Genomic DNA, 16,208 nt, shown 5'->3' with positions numbered 1-16,208 from the left:
TTATTTGGTATAAAAATCTTCTATTGCTTTATTTAAATTGAGTAAATCATCTTCATTGCAACTAGGTTTTGCTTTTAAATGTGCAATAAGGTTGATGAGTTTTTGAGTTTCGCTTTCGTCTTTTCCTGATTTTAAGACTAAAGACTTTACAAACTTTTTATCCAATACTTGTGTGTCTAAATAATACACACGTCTTATATGTTCTAAAAAGTAAGTTATTTTTTTATTGACAAGGTTGTCATGGTCTTTTGTTTCGTAATATAAGTTTCCTATAGTTTTTGTAAAGGCTACTGTTGTATTTTCTAATGGTTTTATCACTTTTACAACGCGTTGTTTTCGTTTTGCATTAAAAATCATAAATAAAAATATAGACAATAGTGCTAAATACCAAGCATAGCGTAAAGGTGGTTGACTTAAAATAAATCGTAATGGTGAACTTCCTAAATCTTTACCAAACTTATTTTTTGAGTCAAAATAAATGGTGTCGTCAGGCAAGTAAGACAATGCAGCAGCTGCATACTTGTTATTATTTTTTTTGAGTAAATGGTAGTTGGTAAACACCACAGGTTGTAGGTGTAAAAAGATGTTGCCTTTTCCCCAATTTACTTTTATAAAATTGACACGTTGTTGTAATGAGTCAAACTTTTGATAGCCTAAAACAGTTGTGTAAACAGTGTCTAATTCTGAAAAGTAGATGTTGCTCATACCTTTTTGTATGGATATAGAATCTTGTTTAAGCCTAGGATTTGCAAAACTTAAATTTGCAGCACCTTTAAAACTGTAATCGTTGTCAGTTTGAAAACCTAAACTGTCAAAAAATGTCCTTGGAGGATAACTGGTTGACATGAAAATGGAATTTCCAAAGGACGCAAAATCCAATAACTCTTGAGCCGAAACATCATCGGTAGGAGAGAACTCGTTAATTTGAATAAAGTTTCCAGCAGTAAGGTACGTGCTATCTTCCCAACTGTAGTAATCGTCAAAATACTCATAAGGTGTAACCTTTATATCATGCACTTTACTGGTTGGAAAAAGGGTTTCCAATTCGTTGTGTAAAATATAAGTACCATATGGTATTTTTTGATTTTCGTTATAGGTTTTGGTCCAGTTTACTGGTGGAGGAGTAGAAAACTCAACAATTATAGCTCCTACAAAAAGCAAAATTAAAAGACCTATGTATATTTTTATGGTTTTGTTCATGCTTTTACGTTGTTTATAAAGGTTGTAAATGCATGTTTAGCTTTGTCAAACTGTTGTGTGTTGACATCAAACTCACCATACCAAATGTAATTATATAAGTAAGAGGTGTAAGAAAATTGATCTCTATTGTCTTTTGATTGTAATTCGTATAGATAGTCGCTATCGGTTTTTTCTACATCGTAATCAATAAGTTGCGCATTGGTTAACGATCGTAACAACCATAAGTAATAATAACGGACAGCGAGTCTGTAATTCTTTTCACTTTCAGCAATTTCAATAAGCGATTTAAAATCGGCTACGTGAATGTTGTTTTCAATATCAGTAACCGGAACAATATTTTTTTCAGAAGATTTTCCAAACACCCAAGTGCCTTCTTTGTTGATAATTGCTCTAAAAATAAAATACACTACCAGTAGAAAAACGACCACATAGAAAATTTTTAAAGCAACCTCGGTAAATGATGATGCTTGTCCATCACCACTTAAATTGAATAGTTTTTGAAACAAATCGCTTAACCATTGTTTAAATCGAGTCCACCAACCAGACTGTTCTACTGTGCGTTCATAAATGTAATCGTTACCAGAATACTTATCGGTTAACTCTTCAAAATGACGTTTTTCAATAGGCGAATTGTCAGTTACTAAAGAATCAGAAGCAGTTTCAGTAGCAGGAATACCAAACACTGTAATTAACGACCCAAAGTAGAAAAGGATAATATGTACAAATAAGAATTTATTCACCAGAACCAATTTGATCAATAACGCTTTTGGTGTTTATATTTTCATTGTCTTCTTTTAAACTGTAAAACACAATCCCTTGGTTAAGTTGAACAATTACATTTAGTATTGAACTAACTAAAAAGGTTAATAAGAAAATTGCAATCATCATTACTGTCATTGTACCAGCAATTTCCTGTGGGTTATTCATTGTGTCTCCTTGTTCTATGGTAGTAAATAAGCTTGCCATACCAAAAATGTAAGGTATTAAAGCAATAATGTTTTGTACAATGTAGCTCATTAAGAAAAAGATACCAACGCTACCTATTGCAGCCCAAAATTTTGAACTTATTAAGGTCCAAGCATATCCAAAACATTCCCAAATGCCTTTTTTGTCTTCAATATATTCTATAAAAGTAGACTGATAAAACAACGCTACAAAACCAATAGCAAGTGGTAAAAGCAGCATACCAATAATTGTAATTACAAGAAGAAACATAGCTACTCCACAAACAATCATTAAAGGGATACTAACTAAAATAGCGCATACCAGAAAAATGAATATTTTACCAATATGTTTTTTATATAGGTCAACAATATCACGTGTTTCAAAGTTAGAACCACCACGTTCGCTGTATAATTTTAAATAAATAGGAACAAACGAATAGGAGACAACACCAGCAATTAAACCAACAGTACAAAACAAAATAATGAGTACTATAAAAATTCCCATGTTTTCATTCATGTAATCATCAACCACTGATGGATTATTAGACATTAATCCTCCAAAAACGATGTCAGTATAAAACTTTGAAAAAAAGTAGCCCAATACCATGAGTATGATGAGGAAAATTCCATTTACTATAAAAAAATGCTTAAAAAGGTGTTTTCCACTTTGCTTTAAAAATGCAAAAGTGTCTTGAAAGAATTCACCAAAGCCTCTAGATTTATATAGTTCCATAAGTCGATTTAAGTTTTTTATTTAAAATGTATGGGTAAACCAAATAGTAGTAAGAAATTATAAAAAGGGTAACTAATATAATTCCTACTGATAACCAATTGGGCATAGTATTAGAATACCGAGTCACATAACCTTCTAAAAAACCTGCTGAAAAAGTAAACGGAAATGTGCTGATTAAAATCTTTACACCATCTTTTACACCTGTTTTAAAAGAAGTCATTCGTGAGTAAGTTTTTGGAAATAAAATACTCGCTCCTAAAATTAATCCAGCGGCACATTCAATAACAATAGCAAAAATTTCCATAGAACCATGAATCCAAATACCTCTTACGCTTTCCCAAAGCACACCTTTATCATAAAAAAAGTATTGAAAAGACCCAAGCATAATACCATTATGTAGCATATAGTATACAGTGCCAATACCTCCAAGAACTCCAAAGATAAAGGAGCAAATACCAACATAAAGATTGTTTAAGGTAATGCCTATAAAACTTCCCCAATTACTCCCACTTTTATAAACAGCAACAGGATCTCCAGCTTCAATGTTTTCTAAAGTCATGTTTACATAATGGTCTCCAAGTATTAATCTTACAAAGGTGTCATCATGTGCTGCAGAAATTGCTCCAATAGCTACAAAAGCAGCAAAAATTAAAAAGGCATAAAGCACATAGCGTCTATATTGGTAAACAATTAGCGGAACTTCAATTTTCCAAAAATGCACAAATCGATTAGTGTCTTCGCGCTTGGTTTTATAAATTTTTTGAAAAGCTTTGGCGGCTAAGTTGTTTAAATAAAGAATTGTTTTACTTTTGGGATAGTAAGTTTGAGCATACGAAAGATCGTTTACTAAGTGTATATAAAGTGATGCAAGTTCATCAGGATTTTTAAGGGTTTTTCCAAAAATAGCCTTTTCAAAATTGAGCCATTTTTCTTTATTTTGTTTAATAAATGCAACTTCTCTCATAAGCTATCAAATTAAAGTAATAAATGGTAGAGTTACAAATAAACACCACTCAAAATGTAAATATTAATTTCACAGCTGCTAGTGTTGGAGATAGGATATTGGCATACATTATAGATTTAATAATTAAGATAGCCTATATCGTTGTAATTTATCAGTTAACATTTAATCTTTTTGAAATTGATGAAATGATTGAAGACATGGATCATTGGTCTCAAATAGCCATTCAAGCATGTTTTTATTTACCTGTTGTTTTATACTCTCTTATTTTTGAAACTATACTTGATGGTCAAACACTAGGAAAACGTATAATGAAAATTAAGGTTGTAAAAATTGACGGTTACCAAGCATCATTAGCAGATTTTGTGATTCGTTGGTTTTTTAGGATTGTAGATATTAACATGATGTCTGGGATTGTGGCATTAATCTCTATCGTAACTAGTAAAAAAAGTCAGCGTTTAGGAGATATGACTGCTGGTACATCGGTAATTTCATTAAAGAATAATGTAAATATCAGTCATACTATTCTTGAAGATTTAGAAGACACTTACACACCAACTTATCCTTCGGTTATTAAATTGTCAGACAATGATGCACGTATTATTAAAGACACTTTTATAACTGCCAAAGCAGCCAAAGACTACACAACGCTTATAAAACTGCGTAAGAAAATAATTGAAGTTGTAGATATTAAAGAAGTACAGGGTAATGATATTGAATTTATTGATACCATACTTAAAGACTATAACTACTATACACAAAGCATGTAATGTTTTTTCAGGTTATTGACATACTAGGTACTATTGCTTTTGCTATTTCAGGCGTTTTAGTCGCTATGAATAAAAGAATGGATCCATTTGGAGTACTTATTATAGCATTTGTAACTGCTGTTGGTGGTGGAACTTTAAGAGATACACTTATTGGGCAAACTCCTGTGTCTTGGATGATTAATATGACTTACGTGTATGTTATTTTAGGAGCAACCTTATTTGCTATTCTTTTTAAAAACTATATTAACTATTTAAGAACGTCACTTTTTTTGTTTGATACTATTGGTATTGGACTTTACACTGTGGTTGGAATTGAAAAAGGCTTAACCATTGGTTTGCATCCTATAATTTGTATTGCGCTAGGAACCATGACAGCTTGCTTTGGTGGTGTGATAAGAGATATTTTATGTAACGAAATACCTGTGATTTTTAGAAAAGAAATTTATGCTACAGCTTGTATTTTGGGAGGACTCACTTATTTCTTGCTTAGTGAGTTTTTAACCGACTCTAACTTTGTGTTTGTAATAGCAGGAGTAGTTGTAATTGTTATTCGGCTTTTAGCTGTTAAGTTGAAAATAAGCTTACCTAGTTTGTATAAAGAAGATAAAGCATAGTTAGATGCTTATAGGCTTTGTCCAAAGGTTAATAGATTACTGTCAGGATCAAGTATTGAAAATTCTTTTTGTTTCCATGGTTTAATTTCCAACTGTCCGTTTGGATGTATTCTAACTTTATTGTCTAATAACGACTGATAAAAATTATCGATATTTTCGGTTCTAATATAAACTTGACCATAATTTTCTTCTGGATTAAGATTTTTGAACTCGAAAAAATGAATTTGGATATTGTCTTTTTCTAATATTAGATAACCTTCATAGTCAACACTACCAAATTCTTTAAACCCTAATTTTTCTATGTAAAAAACTTTAGTGGCTTTTTTGTCACGCATAGGGAGTTTTGGGTTGATGCTAGTTAACATTTTAGATATTGTTTTTAATTTAAAACTAATACTTCGGTCAATATTTCTCTAGGAAAACTATATTTTATTCTATTTGGATTTTTATAATTTAACCGTCCATTTTTTTCTTTGTACTGCAAAAACAAAATAACTTTTACATAGTTAGGTGTAATATCTTCAATCTTGCACATAGTGATTCTAATTTTAAGCTCATCAACAAATTCAATAGATTCAAGATATTGTTCGGAAAACCAATTATTGTGACCAGTGTCGTTTCTGTACTCCAAAAAATCTATCTTTTTATTGTCTAGCTCAATTGTAACTTTATCAGTTAAATTTTCACTAAAATACTTTAACCCAGCGAATGAACGATTGTAAAAATCCAAATGAACTATTTTGCCAATATATGAAGTGTCAAGATTAGATATTTTAACATATTTAATATCGGAGCCGTCTTGAGCAACCATATTAAATGTAAAGCTAAAAATAATCAAAAGATTAATTTTTTTCATATGTTTAGATATATAAACCTTAAAACATTCCCATTATCCTATTTGAAAAACAGGATAACGGGAAATTATATTAATGTTTAGTTTTGCGGCACAGGAAATCCTCTATCACGCATTAATGCTTCAATTTTAGCATCACGACCTCTAAATAGTCTGTAAGCCTCAGCAGGATCCATTGCGTTTCTAGGAGCAAATAAATACTTCACCAATTTTTCAGCAACTGCTTCATCATAAAAACCACCTGGAGCTTCAGCAAAAGCTTCTGATGCATCACTAGTTAATACATCTGCCCACATGTAACCATAATATGCAGTAGCATAACCTTCACCAGAAAATACGTGTCCAAAGTGAGGTGTTCTATGACGCATTGGTAATTCTTTTGGCATACCAAGTTCGTCTAAAGTTTCACGCTCAAACTTATCAATATCTATATTGGTTGGATCAGCTAAGTGTAATTTCATATCAATTAATGCAGAAGCTAAATATTCCGTCGTACCAAAACCTTGGTTAAACGTCGAAGCTTTTTTGATTTTTTCAACCAATTCAGCAGGCATTGGTTTTCCTGTTTCGTGGTGTACCAAGAATTGATTAATCACCTTGTCAGTAGATAACCAACGCTCTAACAACTGCGATTGAAACTCGGTATAATCTCTAACACCACCTTGTAAGGTTGGATACTTCACATCAGCAGCAAAGAAGTGTAAAGCATGTCCAAACTCATGGAAAAATGTTGTTGCATCATCCCAAGACACTAATACTGCTTCTCCTGGAGCAGGTTTTACAAAGTTAGAGTTGTTAGATGCTAATACATTAGTTTCTCCATCAAATGACGTGTAACTTCTGTAAGTAGTTGCCCAAGCACCTGAACGTTTACCTTCACGAGCAAAAGGGTCTAAATACCAAAGACCAATATGCTTTCCTGAATCTTTATCAGTAACTTCCCAAACGTTTACATCTTCGTTAAATACAGGAACTGAGCCTTCTTCAACAGGAGTGAATTTGTAATTAAACAATTCTCCAGCTACAAAAAACATTGCTTCGGTTAACTTATCTAATTGAAGGTATTGCTTTACTTCATCGCTATCTAAATCGTATTTCTTTTTACGAACTTTTTCAGCATAGTAACGGTAGTCCCAAGGTTCAATAGTAATATTATCACCATTTTCATTAGCTACAGCTTGCATGTCTGCTACCTCTTCTTTAACTCTTGCTGTTGCAGCAGGCCAAACTTTTAGCATTAAATCCATAGCGTTTTCAGGAGTTTTTGCCATTCGATCTTGTAATCTCCACTCAGCATAATTGTCATAACCTAAAAGTGCTACACGCTCTTTACGTAGTTTTAAAATCTCAGCAATAATTTGGTTGTTGTCGTATTCGTCACCATTGTCTCCACGCGAGTAGTAGTTTTCCCAAACTTGTTTGCGTAACTCTCGGTTGGTAGAGTAGGTAAGGAAAGGGTCCATTGACGAACGTGTGTTTGTAATGGCATACTTACCTTCATGACCTTTATCTGTAGCGATTTTAGCAGCAGATTTTATAAACCCATCCGAAAGTCCTCCTAATTGGTCTTTGTTCAAGTAAGTCACATAGTTTTCTTCGTCATGTAAAACATTATTAGAGAATTTGGTGTACAATGACGATAATTCTTTGTTGATTTCAGCGTAACGTGCTTTTTTAGCAGCATCAAGGTTGGCACCATTCATTTCAAACTGCTTGTAGGTTAAATCTACAACACGTTGCTCTTGGTCACCTAAAGGCGTTTTTTGTGACGCATCATAAACCGCTTTAATACGTTGAAATAACTTTTCGTTTTGCGAAATTTTAGATTGGTAATCTGATAGTTTAGGTGCTAACTCTGCTTGAATTGCTCTAAACTCAGGCGAAGATACATTACTACTAAAAATACCATAGTAACGTGATACTCGGTCTAACTCTTCAGCAGAACGCTCCATAGCAACTATAGTGTTTTCAAAAGTTGGAGGTTCAGGATTGTTGGCAATAGCTTCAATGTCTTTTAAACCTAATTCCATACCTGTTTCCATAGCTTCTTTAATGTCCTCAACCTTCATTTTGTCAAATGCAGGAACGCCTTGGTAAGGACCTGTCCATTCTTGTAGTAAAATATTATCACTCATGGCAACGTCATCATTTTGTTGTTGGCTCTCTTCTTTACAAGCTGTAAAAGAGATTAAAGCACATAAACCCAAAGTTTTAATGTGCGTAGAAAAATTGTGTTTTTTCATTTAGAAAGTAGTTTAGTATTATGCTGCGGAAGGTATTAAAAATCTATAAAATGAAGTCTTAATTATTTTATAATTTCTACCTTTTTAATGTATATATTATGCAATGGCCATTCGGCTTCATCGGTTTCCTGTGCTGCGATTTTATCTACTACGTCCATTCCATTTATTACTTTTCCAAAAATGGTATAGTCTCCATCCAAATGGTAAGAACCACCAGGTTTTTGAACAATAAAAAACTCATAAGGTGATGCCAATTTGTAAGGATTCTCAATTTCGCTACTTGGCATGCTCACCACACCTCTGTCGTGTCTAAAACCACGTTTGGTATCAGTAGGTAAGAGGTAGCGACCAATGTCTTTTCGTTTGTTCATAACATCAGGGTCGTCAGTGCTTCCACCTTGTATAATAAAGTTGTTGACTACTCGGTAAAATTGTGTGTCGTCAAAATAGCTTTGTTTGGTAAGAAAGATAAAATTGGCTCTATGGAATTTAGTTTCGTTAAATAATAAGATGTCTATTGTGCCAAAATCTGTCGTAATTCGTACTTTGTTTTCTTTGTTGTGCTTTTCGTACTCCAAGAAAAACTCCATAGCATTCTCATCGGTTAGATAAGGAAATTCTCTTTCTGGCTCAACAATAGTATCGGTTTTTGGAGGTTCTTTTTTGGTTTCTGTAGTATCTGTTGAAGGTATTGTATTATTTTTTTTAGAAGATTTTTTATCTTCACAGTTCGTTAAGGCAAAACAAAGGCAAACCAATAAAAGAATTCTCATAATGAATTTTAATGCGTTTTTAGATTCTGTTTCAAAAATAAAAAATCTACCACTACCAGGAGAAGCTTCACAAATTAAAATGTCGCCTCCTTATCGTTTGGAGCTTATGGCAAAGCAAAAAGAAGCCATGAAAAACTCCAAGCACGCTGGTGTTATGGCATTATTTTATCCTGATACCAAGCAAAACGCAAAACTGTTGTTAATTTTAAGAAAAACCTACAAAGGTGTGCATTCGGCTCAAGTAGGATTTCCTGGAGGAAAGTTTGAAGAAGACGATGCGTCATTAGAATTTACTGCTTTAAGAGAAACACGAGAAGAGGTTGGTGTTTTGGAGCAGAGCATAAAAGTGTTGCGAGCGTTAACGCCAATGTATATACCACCAAGTAACTTTACTGTGTTTCCGTTTTTTGGAATCACTACCACAATGCCTAGTTTTATAAAACAAGAAGAAGAGGTTGAAGATTTGATTGAAGTTGAGCTGTCTCATTTTTTAGATGATAGCACAATGATTAAAACTTCTGTACCAACCTCTTACAAAGTAAATGTTGAAGTTCCTGCCTATAAATTGAACAATCATATTGTTTGGGGAGCCACTGCGATGATGCTTAGCGAGTTAAAAGACTTGTTAAAACAAGTGTTATAAAATAACAGTTTTCTTACATTTGTAGCTTACTAACTAATAAAAATCTATGGGATTATTTAAAAAAAATCCTTTCGGACATATTCTTTTTTTGAAAAAATGGCTCATTAGAATCTTAGGCGCAATGACTCACAGACGCTTTAGAGGTTTTAATGAACTTAAAATTGAAGGCTCTGAGGTTATCAAGAGTCTTCCTGATGCCAATGTGTTGTTTATTTCTAATCATCAAACCTATTTTGCAGATGTTGTGGCTATGTTTCACGTGTTCAATGCGAGTTTAAGTGGAAGAATAGACAATATTAAAAATGTAGGTTATTTATGGAATCCTAAGCTGAACATTTACTACGTTGCTGCAAAGGAAACCATGAAATCTGGTTTGTTGCCAAAAATTTTGGCGTATGTAGGTTCGGTAAGTATTGAGCGCACATGGAGAGCAGAAGGACAAGATGTTAACCGACAGGTTAAAATGAGCGATATTTCTAATATTGGAAAAGCCTTAGATGATGGTTGGGTTGTTACATTTCCGCAAGGAACCACAACACCTTTCAAGCCTATTAGAAAAGGAACAGCGCACATTATTAAAAAATACAAACCTGTTGTTGTGCCTATTGTAATTGATGGTTTTAGACGCTCTTTTGATAAAAAAGGATTGCGTATTAAAAAGAAAAACATCTTACAAAGCATGGAAATAAAAGCACCTTTGGAGATTGATTACGATAACGAAAGTATTGCTGAAATTGTTGAAAAAATAGAATACGCTATTGAGCAACATCCTTCGTTTTTAAAGGTGATTTCCCAAGAGGAACTACAAGCACAAGAAGAACTCAACAAACTACGTGAGTGGTAGTTTTAGGTAATCTCTTTTATTGTTTTGAACTTGTTTTTAACTATACTTCCAGCTTTTTAAGCTCTCTGTAGTTGTTGTTAAGACGTTTGAGTAAAATACCATAAATAAGCCAGTAAAACCCAAGTAACACTAGTATTGCGCCACCTAGAGTAACTATGGTTAGTCCTATAATTTTAGCGTAGAATGTAAAGGCTTCACCATTTGCCGAAGCTAGTTCTACCTTAGAAATAACATCTTCGTTTTGGCTAAATTCAATATACAACGCTATAACTGCTGAGGCAATCATAAAAATAAGGTTAAAAGCTACATATTGCTTTACAGTACGTCTGGTTTTTAGGATGTTTTCCATAAGTACTTTTGCACTGTCAGTTACAGAAATTCTGCGGTAGTTTCTATAGAATAGATAAAAGAAATACGCCAAAACCACATAACCTAAAATAGCAAATGGTATGAGTAAAAAGTCGCTTTCTAACTCGTCAAAATGTTTAGCGTTCTTATTGTCTTTTAACAAGAAACTTATTCCTGTCCAAAATGCAAATTCTAAAAGACTGATAATAAAAATCCACTTGACAATAGATGATGATTTTTTTAATATCATTTTATAAATCTCATTGTAAGTCAACTTTGGGTAGCTGTCTTCTCCCTTTTTCCAGTCTTTCTTTAATAATTCTAACTCATCCATAAGCTTACGGATTTAATATTGTTTTTAGTTTTGTTTTCACTCTGTTCATCTTCACTCTTGCATTTACCTCAGTAATTCCCAGAGTTTCACTTATTTCACTGTAATTTTTATCTTCTAAGTATAAAAACACCAGTGCCTTTTCAATGTCGTTTAATTGGTGGACTGCTTTGTACAATAACTTTAGTTGTTGTTCTTCGGTGTCGTCGTATTCTTCCGATTTTATTTTAAACTGAATACTCTCAAACTCCTGTGTTTGTATGGAGCGTTTAGATTTTCGGTACAACGTTATTGCTGTATTTAAGCCAACTCTATACATCCATGTGCTAAATTTAGAGTCGCCTCTAAACTTAGGATAGGCTTTCCATAATTGTATAGTTATTTCTTGAAACAAATCATTGTGCGCCTCTTGATTATTGGTGTATAATCTGCAGACTTTGTGTACAATGTTCTGATGCTTTTCAAGCTGTTCTACAAAACTATGTTCAAGTTGTTTGTCCAAATTTCAATCAGTTAGTTGACTATATGTAGCTATAAAAGGTGAGTTGTTACACTAGTTTAAAATTATTTGTTTTTTAGTAAACCTAACACTATGAAATACTGTGCCAAAGCATACGTTAGCATAATACTGATGTTCGATAATGGTAAGGGTTTGTAAAACTTATTGAGTGCCAAAATGCTATCAGAAAGCATAAACAGCAATGCGCCTAAAAATACAAGCGTATAGCTTAAAGGTAGCACTTTACCTTGTCTTAAAAACGCAGTTGCAGCCATAGTTAAAATTACTAGCATATAAACCGTTACAGGATACAGCATGTCTCCAAGACCATCAAACATTATATAAAACAGTATTGCAGCATACAGCAAAGCTATAAGTGTAAATACATAAGGGTTTTTGTTTGGGTTTTTATGTTTTAAAAATACTATGATGTACATAATATGAGCTAGTAAAAACGCGATAAGCCCAAACATAAAATAACCTTCTGATTTGTGAACAAACATTAACAACACATCACCAAGCAAAGAAAACAGTAAGGCAAATAAGGTAAGTAGCTTTAAGGTTTTGTTGAGGTGATTACTGCTTGTTAAAAAATAGGCGATAAGCGACACCAAAATAGCTGGTTTGGTAACATAATGCAACCCATTTAGGCTTTCAATACTACTGCAAATAAGCTCAGCAATAACAATGATAAAAAATAAGATACTAAAGCCTTGTTCTTTTTTTGTAAGCATAACAGATAATTAATGCTTAAAGGTACTAAATTGAATATGGAAATAAGAATAGGTTGATTTGGAATGTTTGAAAGAAAACTAGAATTAGTAAATTAATTATACAGCGTATTGCTAATAGTTACTATTTATTTAAGAGTTTTTCAGTTCTATTCATTTTTGGGTACTCTTTTATGAATTTAATCAAAACTGAATCGGTTAATTCAATCTTTTCAAATTCATTTGAGTCAGTTATTGACAAATTTGACTTATAAGTTTTACCATCATATTTAAAGTTTGTTGTTAACCATGGCGGACTTTTTGCGCCATATTCTTTTTTTACAACGATACCTTTAATGTAAATTCCTTCTTTATCAATTCGATTTTGTATTCTGTTGGTATTCAAAAAAATAATTAAAAATAAAAATGCGAAAATGCCAAAAGAAATATTGATAATTAGTTTCCTCTTGATTTTCGGTCGTATCTCAGTCATAATTCCGAATACTATGGAAGTTAGAGCAAAATGACAAAGTCCAGTTAAAACAAAAAATTCGATATTATATAATTCCTTGTACCAAAATAAATAAATAGCTATTTCCAAACTAACTATTATAATTCCTGATATGATTAAGAATTTTTTCAATTCATTAGGTATTGATTGGGACAATTATCCACAACAGCTATGGTTGTGAGTAGTTACAGGATTTTTAGAAATGTGAAAAACCAAGCAATTATTTATAGCCATTGTTGTGCTTAGTTTTTTTTCTTAATATATTCTTTCGATGCTTTTTCAATCCAATTGTCATTACTCCAAGTAAATTCAGATTTTAATGATTTAGAACCGTTCTTGAGTGCAAATTCAATTAGCAAATAACTTCTAGTTCTGTGTTTAGAAATTTGTTCTTTCAGATTTTTATATTGTTTTATAAAAAAAGGATAGAATTCAGTCAAAACTTCAATCCAAAATTCTATAGAATCTTCGGAACTCCAAGCATTTTTAGCGAATTCTTGAATCATATTAGATTCAGGTTTTAAATCCTCGAATATTGAGCTTAATTCATACTGATAACCGTCTTTTATATTGATTAAGTTTACCTCAATCGCTCCATATTCACATAAGAAAACAACATTCCAATCATTACTCGAAAAGCGCACATAATAATCATTCTTAATTTCAGATAACGACAATTTATTATCATCCATAAATTCAGATGATAGGTTTTTTACTTGTTCGGGAAATTCTTTGTAGCAAGGCATTTCGTTTAAATTAAAGCCAATAATAAAGATATGAATAGTTTTAACTATCCATATCAACTCTCGACGAATTTAGTTTTTTTATCTGACAGTCATATAGTTATCTTATAAATTGTTATTAACAGATGTATTCTTAAAAAAGCGTTAATTAACAGTTGTATTCAGTACTTTAACAAATTGCTAACAGCAGTGAGGTAGGTAATGGTCTAATTTTAAGACAATCAATCAATTAAAAACGAGCAGTTATGTTTTTTAAGTCCAGCATTTTAGTTGGGCTTTTTTTAGCTAATGTAATTCCACATGTTTTTGTATTTGCTCAATTGCCTGTAGGTGTGGAGTAGCACTTTGTGTTCTGGTAAGCCTAGAGTTGGGTCGCTGTTTAAAACGCGTTTAGCATAAAAGCGAGCGCTTTGTAAGATGTCTTTGTCTTTAACAATATCGGCAATTTTAAGGTTGAGTACACCGCTTTGTTGGGTTCCCATAATATCACCAGGACCACGAAGTTTAAGGTCTACTTCGGCAATTTCAAAACCATCACTGGTTCTGGTCATGGTTTCTAAGCGTAGTTTACTGTCGTTACTTAGTTTATGGCTCGTCATTAAAATGCAATAGCTTTGTTCGGCACCACGACCAACACGACCTCTTAACTGGTGTAATTGCGATAACCCAAAGCGTTCAGCACTTTCAATAACCATAACAGAGGCATTAGGAACGTTTACACCAACCTCAATTACTGTAGTGGCTACCATAATTTGTGTTTCGCCTTTAGCAAAACGTTGCATTTCGTAATCCTTATCGGCTGGTTTCATCTTTCCGTGTACAATGGAGATTTGGTATTCTGGCATAGGAAAGTCTCTAGAAATGCTTTCGTAACCATCCATGAGGTCTTTGTAATCCATTTTCTCACTTTCCTGAATTAATGGATATACCACATACACTTGTCTGCCTTTTTTAATTTCATCTCTTATAAACTGAAACACACGAAGTCTGTTTTTATCGTAACGATGTACTGTTTTTATAGACTGTCTTCCTGGAGGTAATTCGTCAATTACTGAGATGTCTAAATCACCATAAACCGACATTGCTAAAGTTCGCGGAATTGGTGTTGCAGTCATCACTAAAATGTGTGGAGGAGTAGTTGCCCTTTCATTATTAGAAGATGCCTCTGGGCCTTTCCTCCATAATTTGCTTCTTTGCTCGACTCCAAATCGATGTTGCTCGTCTATAATTGCAAGCCCTAAATTTTTAAATTTTACCTTATCTTCAAGCAGTGCATGAGTGCCAATTAAAATCTGTAAATTGCCATTTTCAAGATTTTCATGGATTTCTTTTCGTTCTGAAGTATTACTTGAGCCAGTTAATAATTTTATACTGATATTCAGTTTGTTACAAAACTCTGATAAACCGTTATAGTGCTGAACTGACAAAATTTCAGTTGGAGCCATTAAACAAGCTTGAAAACCGTTGTCAAGTGCGATTAACATTGACATTAGCGCAACTATGGTCTTCCCAGAACCAACATCACCTTGTAATAATCGGTTCATTTGTGCATTACTGCCTAAATCGGCTCTAATTTCTTTGAGAACTCGCTTTTGAGCATTGGTTAATTCAAAGGGTAAATGTTCCTTAAAAAAGATGTTGAAATAGTCGCCAACTTTTTCAAATGGAAAGCCTTTTATTTTTGATTTATGGATTAGATTTTTAAGAATAAGCTGCAGTTGAATGTAGAATAATTCTTCAAATTTTAATCGGAATTGAGCACGTGATAATAGCTCTTGGTTTTTTGGAAAATGCACGTTAAAAAGTGCTTCGCTTTTTGAGAGCAATTTAAGTTCTGAAAGTAAATTTTCAGATAAAGTTTCTGAAAATCTGCCTTTGGTTTCCAGGAACAGATTCTGCATAATTTTACTAATTACTCTGTTGGTGATGCCTTTGTTGGATAGCTTTTCAGTTGAAGGATAAATAGGTTGCATTGCAGAGCGCAAATTCTTTTCGTGTTCTTCAAGCAGTTCCATTTCAGGGTGAGGCATGCTAAATGTGCCATTAAACCAATTGGTTTTTCCAAAAATCACATAAGTTGTGTTTGGTTTTATACTGTCTCTAATCCATTTTTGACCTCTAAACCAAACCAATTCCATAACTCCAGTATCATCTTGAAACGTGGCAACTAGTCGTTTACCTCTTTTTTGAGCGATTTCTTTAAAGCTAGTAACTTTTCCAATAACCTGTACGTCAGCGTTGTTGCGTTGCAGTTGGTTGATTTTGTAATATTGAGTTCGGTCTATGTATCGATTTGGAAATAAGTTGATTAGGTCTTGATAGGTGTGAATACCAAGCTCTTTACGAAGTAAATCGGCTCGATTTGGTCCAACGCCTTTAAGGTAATCTATAGGTGTTTGAAGATTGGTATTCATGGTAACGAATATAATTCTAATACTTGAAAGATAAAACTTGATTTTTTGTATTTTGGAAGTCTAAAACGAGCAGA

The 16,208-nt window shown here is 32.9% G+C and carries 18 protein-coding genes; 4 read left to right on the top strand and 14 right to left on the bottom strand.

Features of this window, described 5'->3' with window-relative positions:
- From DMZ43_RS09065 to DMZ43_RS09050, 4 genes are read right to left on the bottom strand one after another with little or no spacing between them, the layout of a single operon-like run.
- Positions 1–1,200, bottom strand: coding sequence for a DUF4350 domain-containing protein (locus tag DMZ43_RS09065; protein WP_131507617.1), 1,200 nt, complete (start codon positions 1,198–1,200; stop codon positions 1–3).
- Positions 1,197–1,940: a hypothetical protein gene (locus DMZ43_RS09060; RefSeq protein WP_131507615.1), complete on the bottom strand. Its 744-nt coding sequence runs from the start codon at positions 1,938–1,940 to the stop codon at positions 1,197–1,199. Before DMZ43_RS09060 ends, DMZ43_RS09065 begins: the two co-directional genes overlap by 4 nt.
- Complete coding sequence (locus DMZ43_RS09055) at positions 1,933–2,877, bottom strand: hypothetical protein (RefSeq protein ID WP_131507613.1); 945 nt, start codon at positions 2,875–2,877, stop codon at positions 1,933–1,935. Before DMZ43_RS09055 ends, DMZ43_RS09060 begins: the two co-directional genes overlap by 8 nt.
- Positions 2,864–3,841 carry a stage II sporulation protein M gene (locus DMZ43_RS09050; RefSeq protein WP_131507611.1) on the bottom strand — a complete coding sequence of 326 codons (978 nt, stop codon included), beginning with the start codon at positions 3,839–3,841 and terminating at the stop codon, positions 2,864–2,866. Before DMZ43_RS09050 ends, DMZ43_RS09055 begins: the two co-directional genes overlap by 14 nt.
- A gap of 23 nt (positions 3,842–3,864) precedes the next feature.
- Between DMZ43_RS09050 and DMZ43_RS09045 the strand changes: the two genes are divergently transcribed.
- Positions 3,865–4,608, top strand: coding sequence for an RDD family protein (locus DMZ43_RS09045; RefSeq protein WP_131507609.1), 744 nt, complete (start codon positions 3,865–3,867; stop codon positions 4,606–4,608).
- On the top strand, positions 4,608–5,222 hold the full coding sequence (locus DMZ43_RS09040; protein ID WP_131507608.1) for a trimeric intracellular cation channel family protein: 615 nt from the start codon (positions 4,608–4,610) through the stop codon (positions 5,220–5,222). Before DMZ43_RS09045 ends, DMZ43_RS09040 begins: the two co-directional genes overlap by 1 nt.
- 8 nt (positions 5,223–5,230) lie before the next feature.
- Here DMZ43_RS09040 and DMZ43_RS09035 read toward each other — a convergent pair whose 3' ends face one another.
- The 4 genes from DMZ43_RS09035 to DMZ43_RS09020 all read right to left on the bottom strand — a co-directional run bounded on the left by DMZ43_RS09035 (position 5,231) and on the right by DMZ43_RS09020 (position 9,091).
- Positions 5,231–5,587, bottom strand: coding sequence for a VOC family protein (locus tag DMZ43_RS09035; protein WP_131507606.1), 357 nt, complete (start codon positions 5,585–5,587; stop codon positions 5,231–5,233).
- A gap of 14 nt (positions 5,588–5,601) precedes the next feature.
- The gene (locus DMZ43_RS09030) at positions 5,602–6,078 is read right to left on the bottom strand and encodes a hypothetical protein (protein ID WP_131507604.1); all 477 of its coding nucleotides are present in this window, start codon (positions 6,076–6,078) and stop codon (positions 5,602–5,604) included.
- A 77-nt stretch (positions 6,079–6,155) separates the two neighbouring features.
- The gene (locus DMZ43_RS09025; RefSeq protein ID WP_131507602.1) at positions 6,156–8,318 is read right to left on the bottom strand and encodes a M3 family metallopeptidase; all 2,163 of its coding nucleotides are present in this window, start codon (positions 8,316–8,318) and stop codon (positions 6,156–6,158) included.
- A gap of 62 nt (positions 8,319–8,380) precedes the next feature.
- Positions 8,381–9,091, bottom strand: coding sequence for a peptidylprolyl isomerase (locus DMZ43_RS09020; protein WP_131507600.1), 711 nt, complete (start codon positions 9,089–9,091; stop codon positions 8,381–8,383).
- Between the two features lies 1 nt (position 9,092).
- Here DMZ43_RS09020 and DMZ43_RS09015 point away from each other — a divergent pair, with 1 nt between their 5' ends.
- Together DMZ43_RS09015 and DMZ43_RS09010 are read left to right on the top strand one after the other, a co-directional pair.
- Entirely contained in the window at positions 9,093–9,734 is a 642-nt protein-coding gene (locus DMZ43_RS09015) for a CoA pyrophosphatase (RefSeq protein ID WP_129760561.1), read from the top strand.
- Positions 9,735–9,780: 46 nt separating this feature from the next.
- Complete coding sequence (locus DMZ43_RS09010) at positions 9,781–10,578, top strand: 1-acyl-sn-glycerol-3-phosphate acyltransferase (protein ID WP_131507598.1); 798 nt, start codon at positions 9,781–9,783, stop codon at positions 10,576–10,578.
- Positions 10,579–10,618: 40 nt separating this feature from the next.
- Here DMZ43_RS09010 and DMZ43_RS09005 read toward each other — a convergent pair whose 3' ends face one another.
- The 6 genes from DMZ43_RS09005 to recG all read right to left on the bottom strand — a co-directional run bounded on the left by DMZ43_RS09005 (position 10,619) and on the right by recG (position 16,134).
- Positions 10,619–11,260, bottom strand: coding sequence for a hypothetical protein (locus DMZ43_RS09005; RefSeq protein ID WP_131507596.1), 642 nt, complete (start codon positions 11,258–11,260; stop codon positions 10,619–10,621).
- A gap of 4 nt (positions 11,261–11,264) precedes the next feature.
- Positions 11,265–11,759, bottom strand: a complete 495-nt coding sequence (locus DMZ43_RS09000; RefSeq protein WP_129760564.1) for an RNA polymerase sigma factor — start codon at positions 11,757–11,759, stop codon at positions 11,265–11,267.
- A gap of 62 nt (positions 11,760–11,821) precedes the next feature.
- Positions 11,822–12,490 (bottom strand): lysoplasmalogenase, encoded by a 669-nt coding sequence (locus DMZ43_RS08995; protein WP_131507594.1) that lies wholly within the window; start codon positions 12,488–12,490, stop codon positions 11,822–11,824.
- A 121-nt stretch (positions 12,491–12,611) separates the two neighbouring features.
- Complete coding sequence (locus DMZ43_RS14955) at positions 12,612–13,109, bottom strand: hypothetical protein (RefSeq protein ID WP_187347854.1); 498 nt, start codon at positions 13,107–13,109, stop codon at positions 12,612–12,614.
- A 110-nt stretch (positions 13,110–13,219) separates the two neighbouring features.
- Positions 13,220–13,723, bottom strand: coding sequence for a hypothetical protein (locus tag DMZ43_RS08985; RefSeq protein WP_131507590.1), 504 nt, complete (start codon positions 13,721–13,723; stop codon positions 13,220–13,222).
- 278 nt (positions 13,724–14,001) lie between these two features.
- Positions 14,002–16,134, bottom strand: coding sequence for an ATP-dependent DNA helicase RecG (recG, locus tag DMZ43_RS08980; protein WP_131507588.1), 2,133 nt, complete (start codon positions 16,132–16,134; stop codon positions 14,002–14,004).
- Positions 16,135–16,208: the final 74 nt, after the last annotated feature.

Origin of the sequence: Meridianimaribacter sp. CL38 (assembly GCF_004328055.1) — a bacterium.
Classification (GTDB): Bacteria; Bacteroidota; Bacteroidia; order Flavobacteriales; family Flavobacteriaceae; genus Gaetbulibacter_B; species Gaetbulibacter_B jejuensis.
The sequence above is the reverse complement of the archived record's forward strand: the minus strand, read 5'-3'. Positions and strand labels throughout refer to the sequence as shown.

Excerpts from the sequence above, each read along its gene's own strand:
- DMZ43_RS09020 (WP_131507600.1), bottom strand. The coding sequence starts at position 9,091 with ATGAGAATTCTTTTATTGGTTTGCCTTTGTTTTGCCTTAACGAACTGT.
- DMZ43_RS09040 (WP_131507608.1), top strand. The coding sequence starts at position 4,608 with ATGTTTTTTCAGGTTATTGACATACTAGGTACTATTGCTTTTGCTATT.
- DMZ43_RS09025 (WP_131507602.1), bottom strand. The coding sequence starts at position 8,318 with ATGAAAAAACACAATTTTTCTACGCACATTAAAACTTTGGGTTTATGT.
- DMZ43_RS09050 (WP_131507611.1), bottom strand. The coding sequence starts at position 3,841 with ATGAGAGAAGTTGCATTTATTAAACAAAATAAAGAAAAATGGCTCAAT.
- DMZ43_RS09015 (WP_129760561.1), top strand. The coding sequence starts at position 9,093 with ATGAATTTTAATGCGTTTTTAGATTCTGTTTCAAAAATAAAAAATCTA.
- recG (WP_131507588.1), bottom strand. The coding sequence starts at position 16,134 with ATGAATACCAATCTTCAAACACCTATAGATTACCTTAAAGGCGTTGGA.
- DMZ43_RS08985 (WP_131507590.1), bottom strand. The coding sequence starts at position 13,723 with ATGCCTTGCTACAAAGAATTTCCCGAACAAGTAAAAAACCTATCATCT.
- DMZ43_RS09055 (WP_131507613.1), bottom strand. The coding sequence starts at position 2,877 with ATGGAACTATATAAATCTAGAGGCTTTGGTGAATTCTTTCAAGACACT.
- DMZ43_RS08995 (WP_131507594.1), bottom strand. The coding sequence starts at position 12,490 with ATGCTTACAAAAAAAGAACAAGGCTTTAGTATCTTATTTTTTATCATT.
- DMZ43_RS09035 (WP_131507606.1), bottom strand. The coding sequence starts at position 5,587 with ATGTTAACTAGCATCAACCCAAAACTCCCTATGCGTGACAAAAAAGCC.
- DMZ43_RS09010 (WP_131507598.1), top strand. The coding sequence starts at position 9,781 with ATGGGATTATTTAAAAAAAATCCTTTCGGACATATTCTTTTTTTGAAA.
- DMZ43_RS09030 (WP_131507604.1), bottom strand. The coding sequence starts at position 6,078 with ATGAAAAAAATTAATCTTTTGATTATTTTTAGCTTTACATTTAATATG.
- DMZ43_RS09045 (WP_131507609.1), top strand. The coding sequence starts at position 3,865 with ATGGTAGAGTTACAAATAAACACCACTCAAAATGTAAATATTAATTTC.
- DMZ43_RS09065 (WP_131507617.1), bottom strand. The coding sequence starts at position 1,200 with ATGAACAAAACCATAAAAATATACATAGGTCTTTTAATTTTGCTTTTT.
- DMZ43_RS09005 (WP_131507596.1), bottom strand. The coding sequence starts at position 11,260 with ATGGATGAGTTAGAATTATTAAAGAAAGACTGGAAAAAGGGAGAAGAC.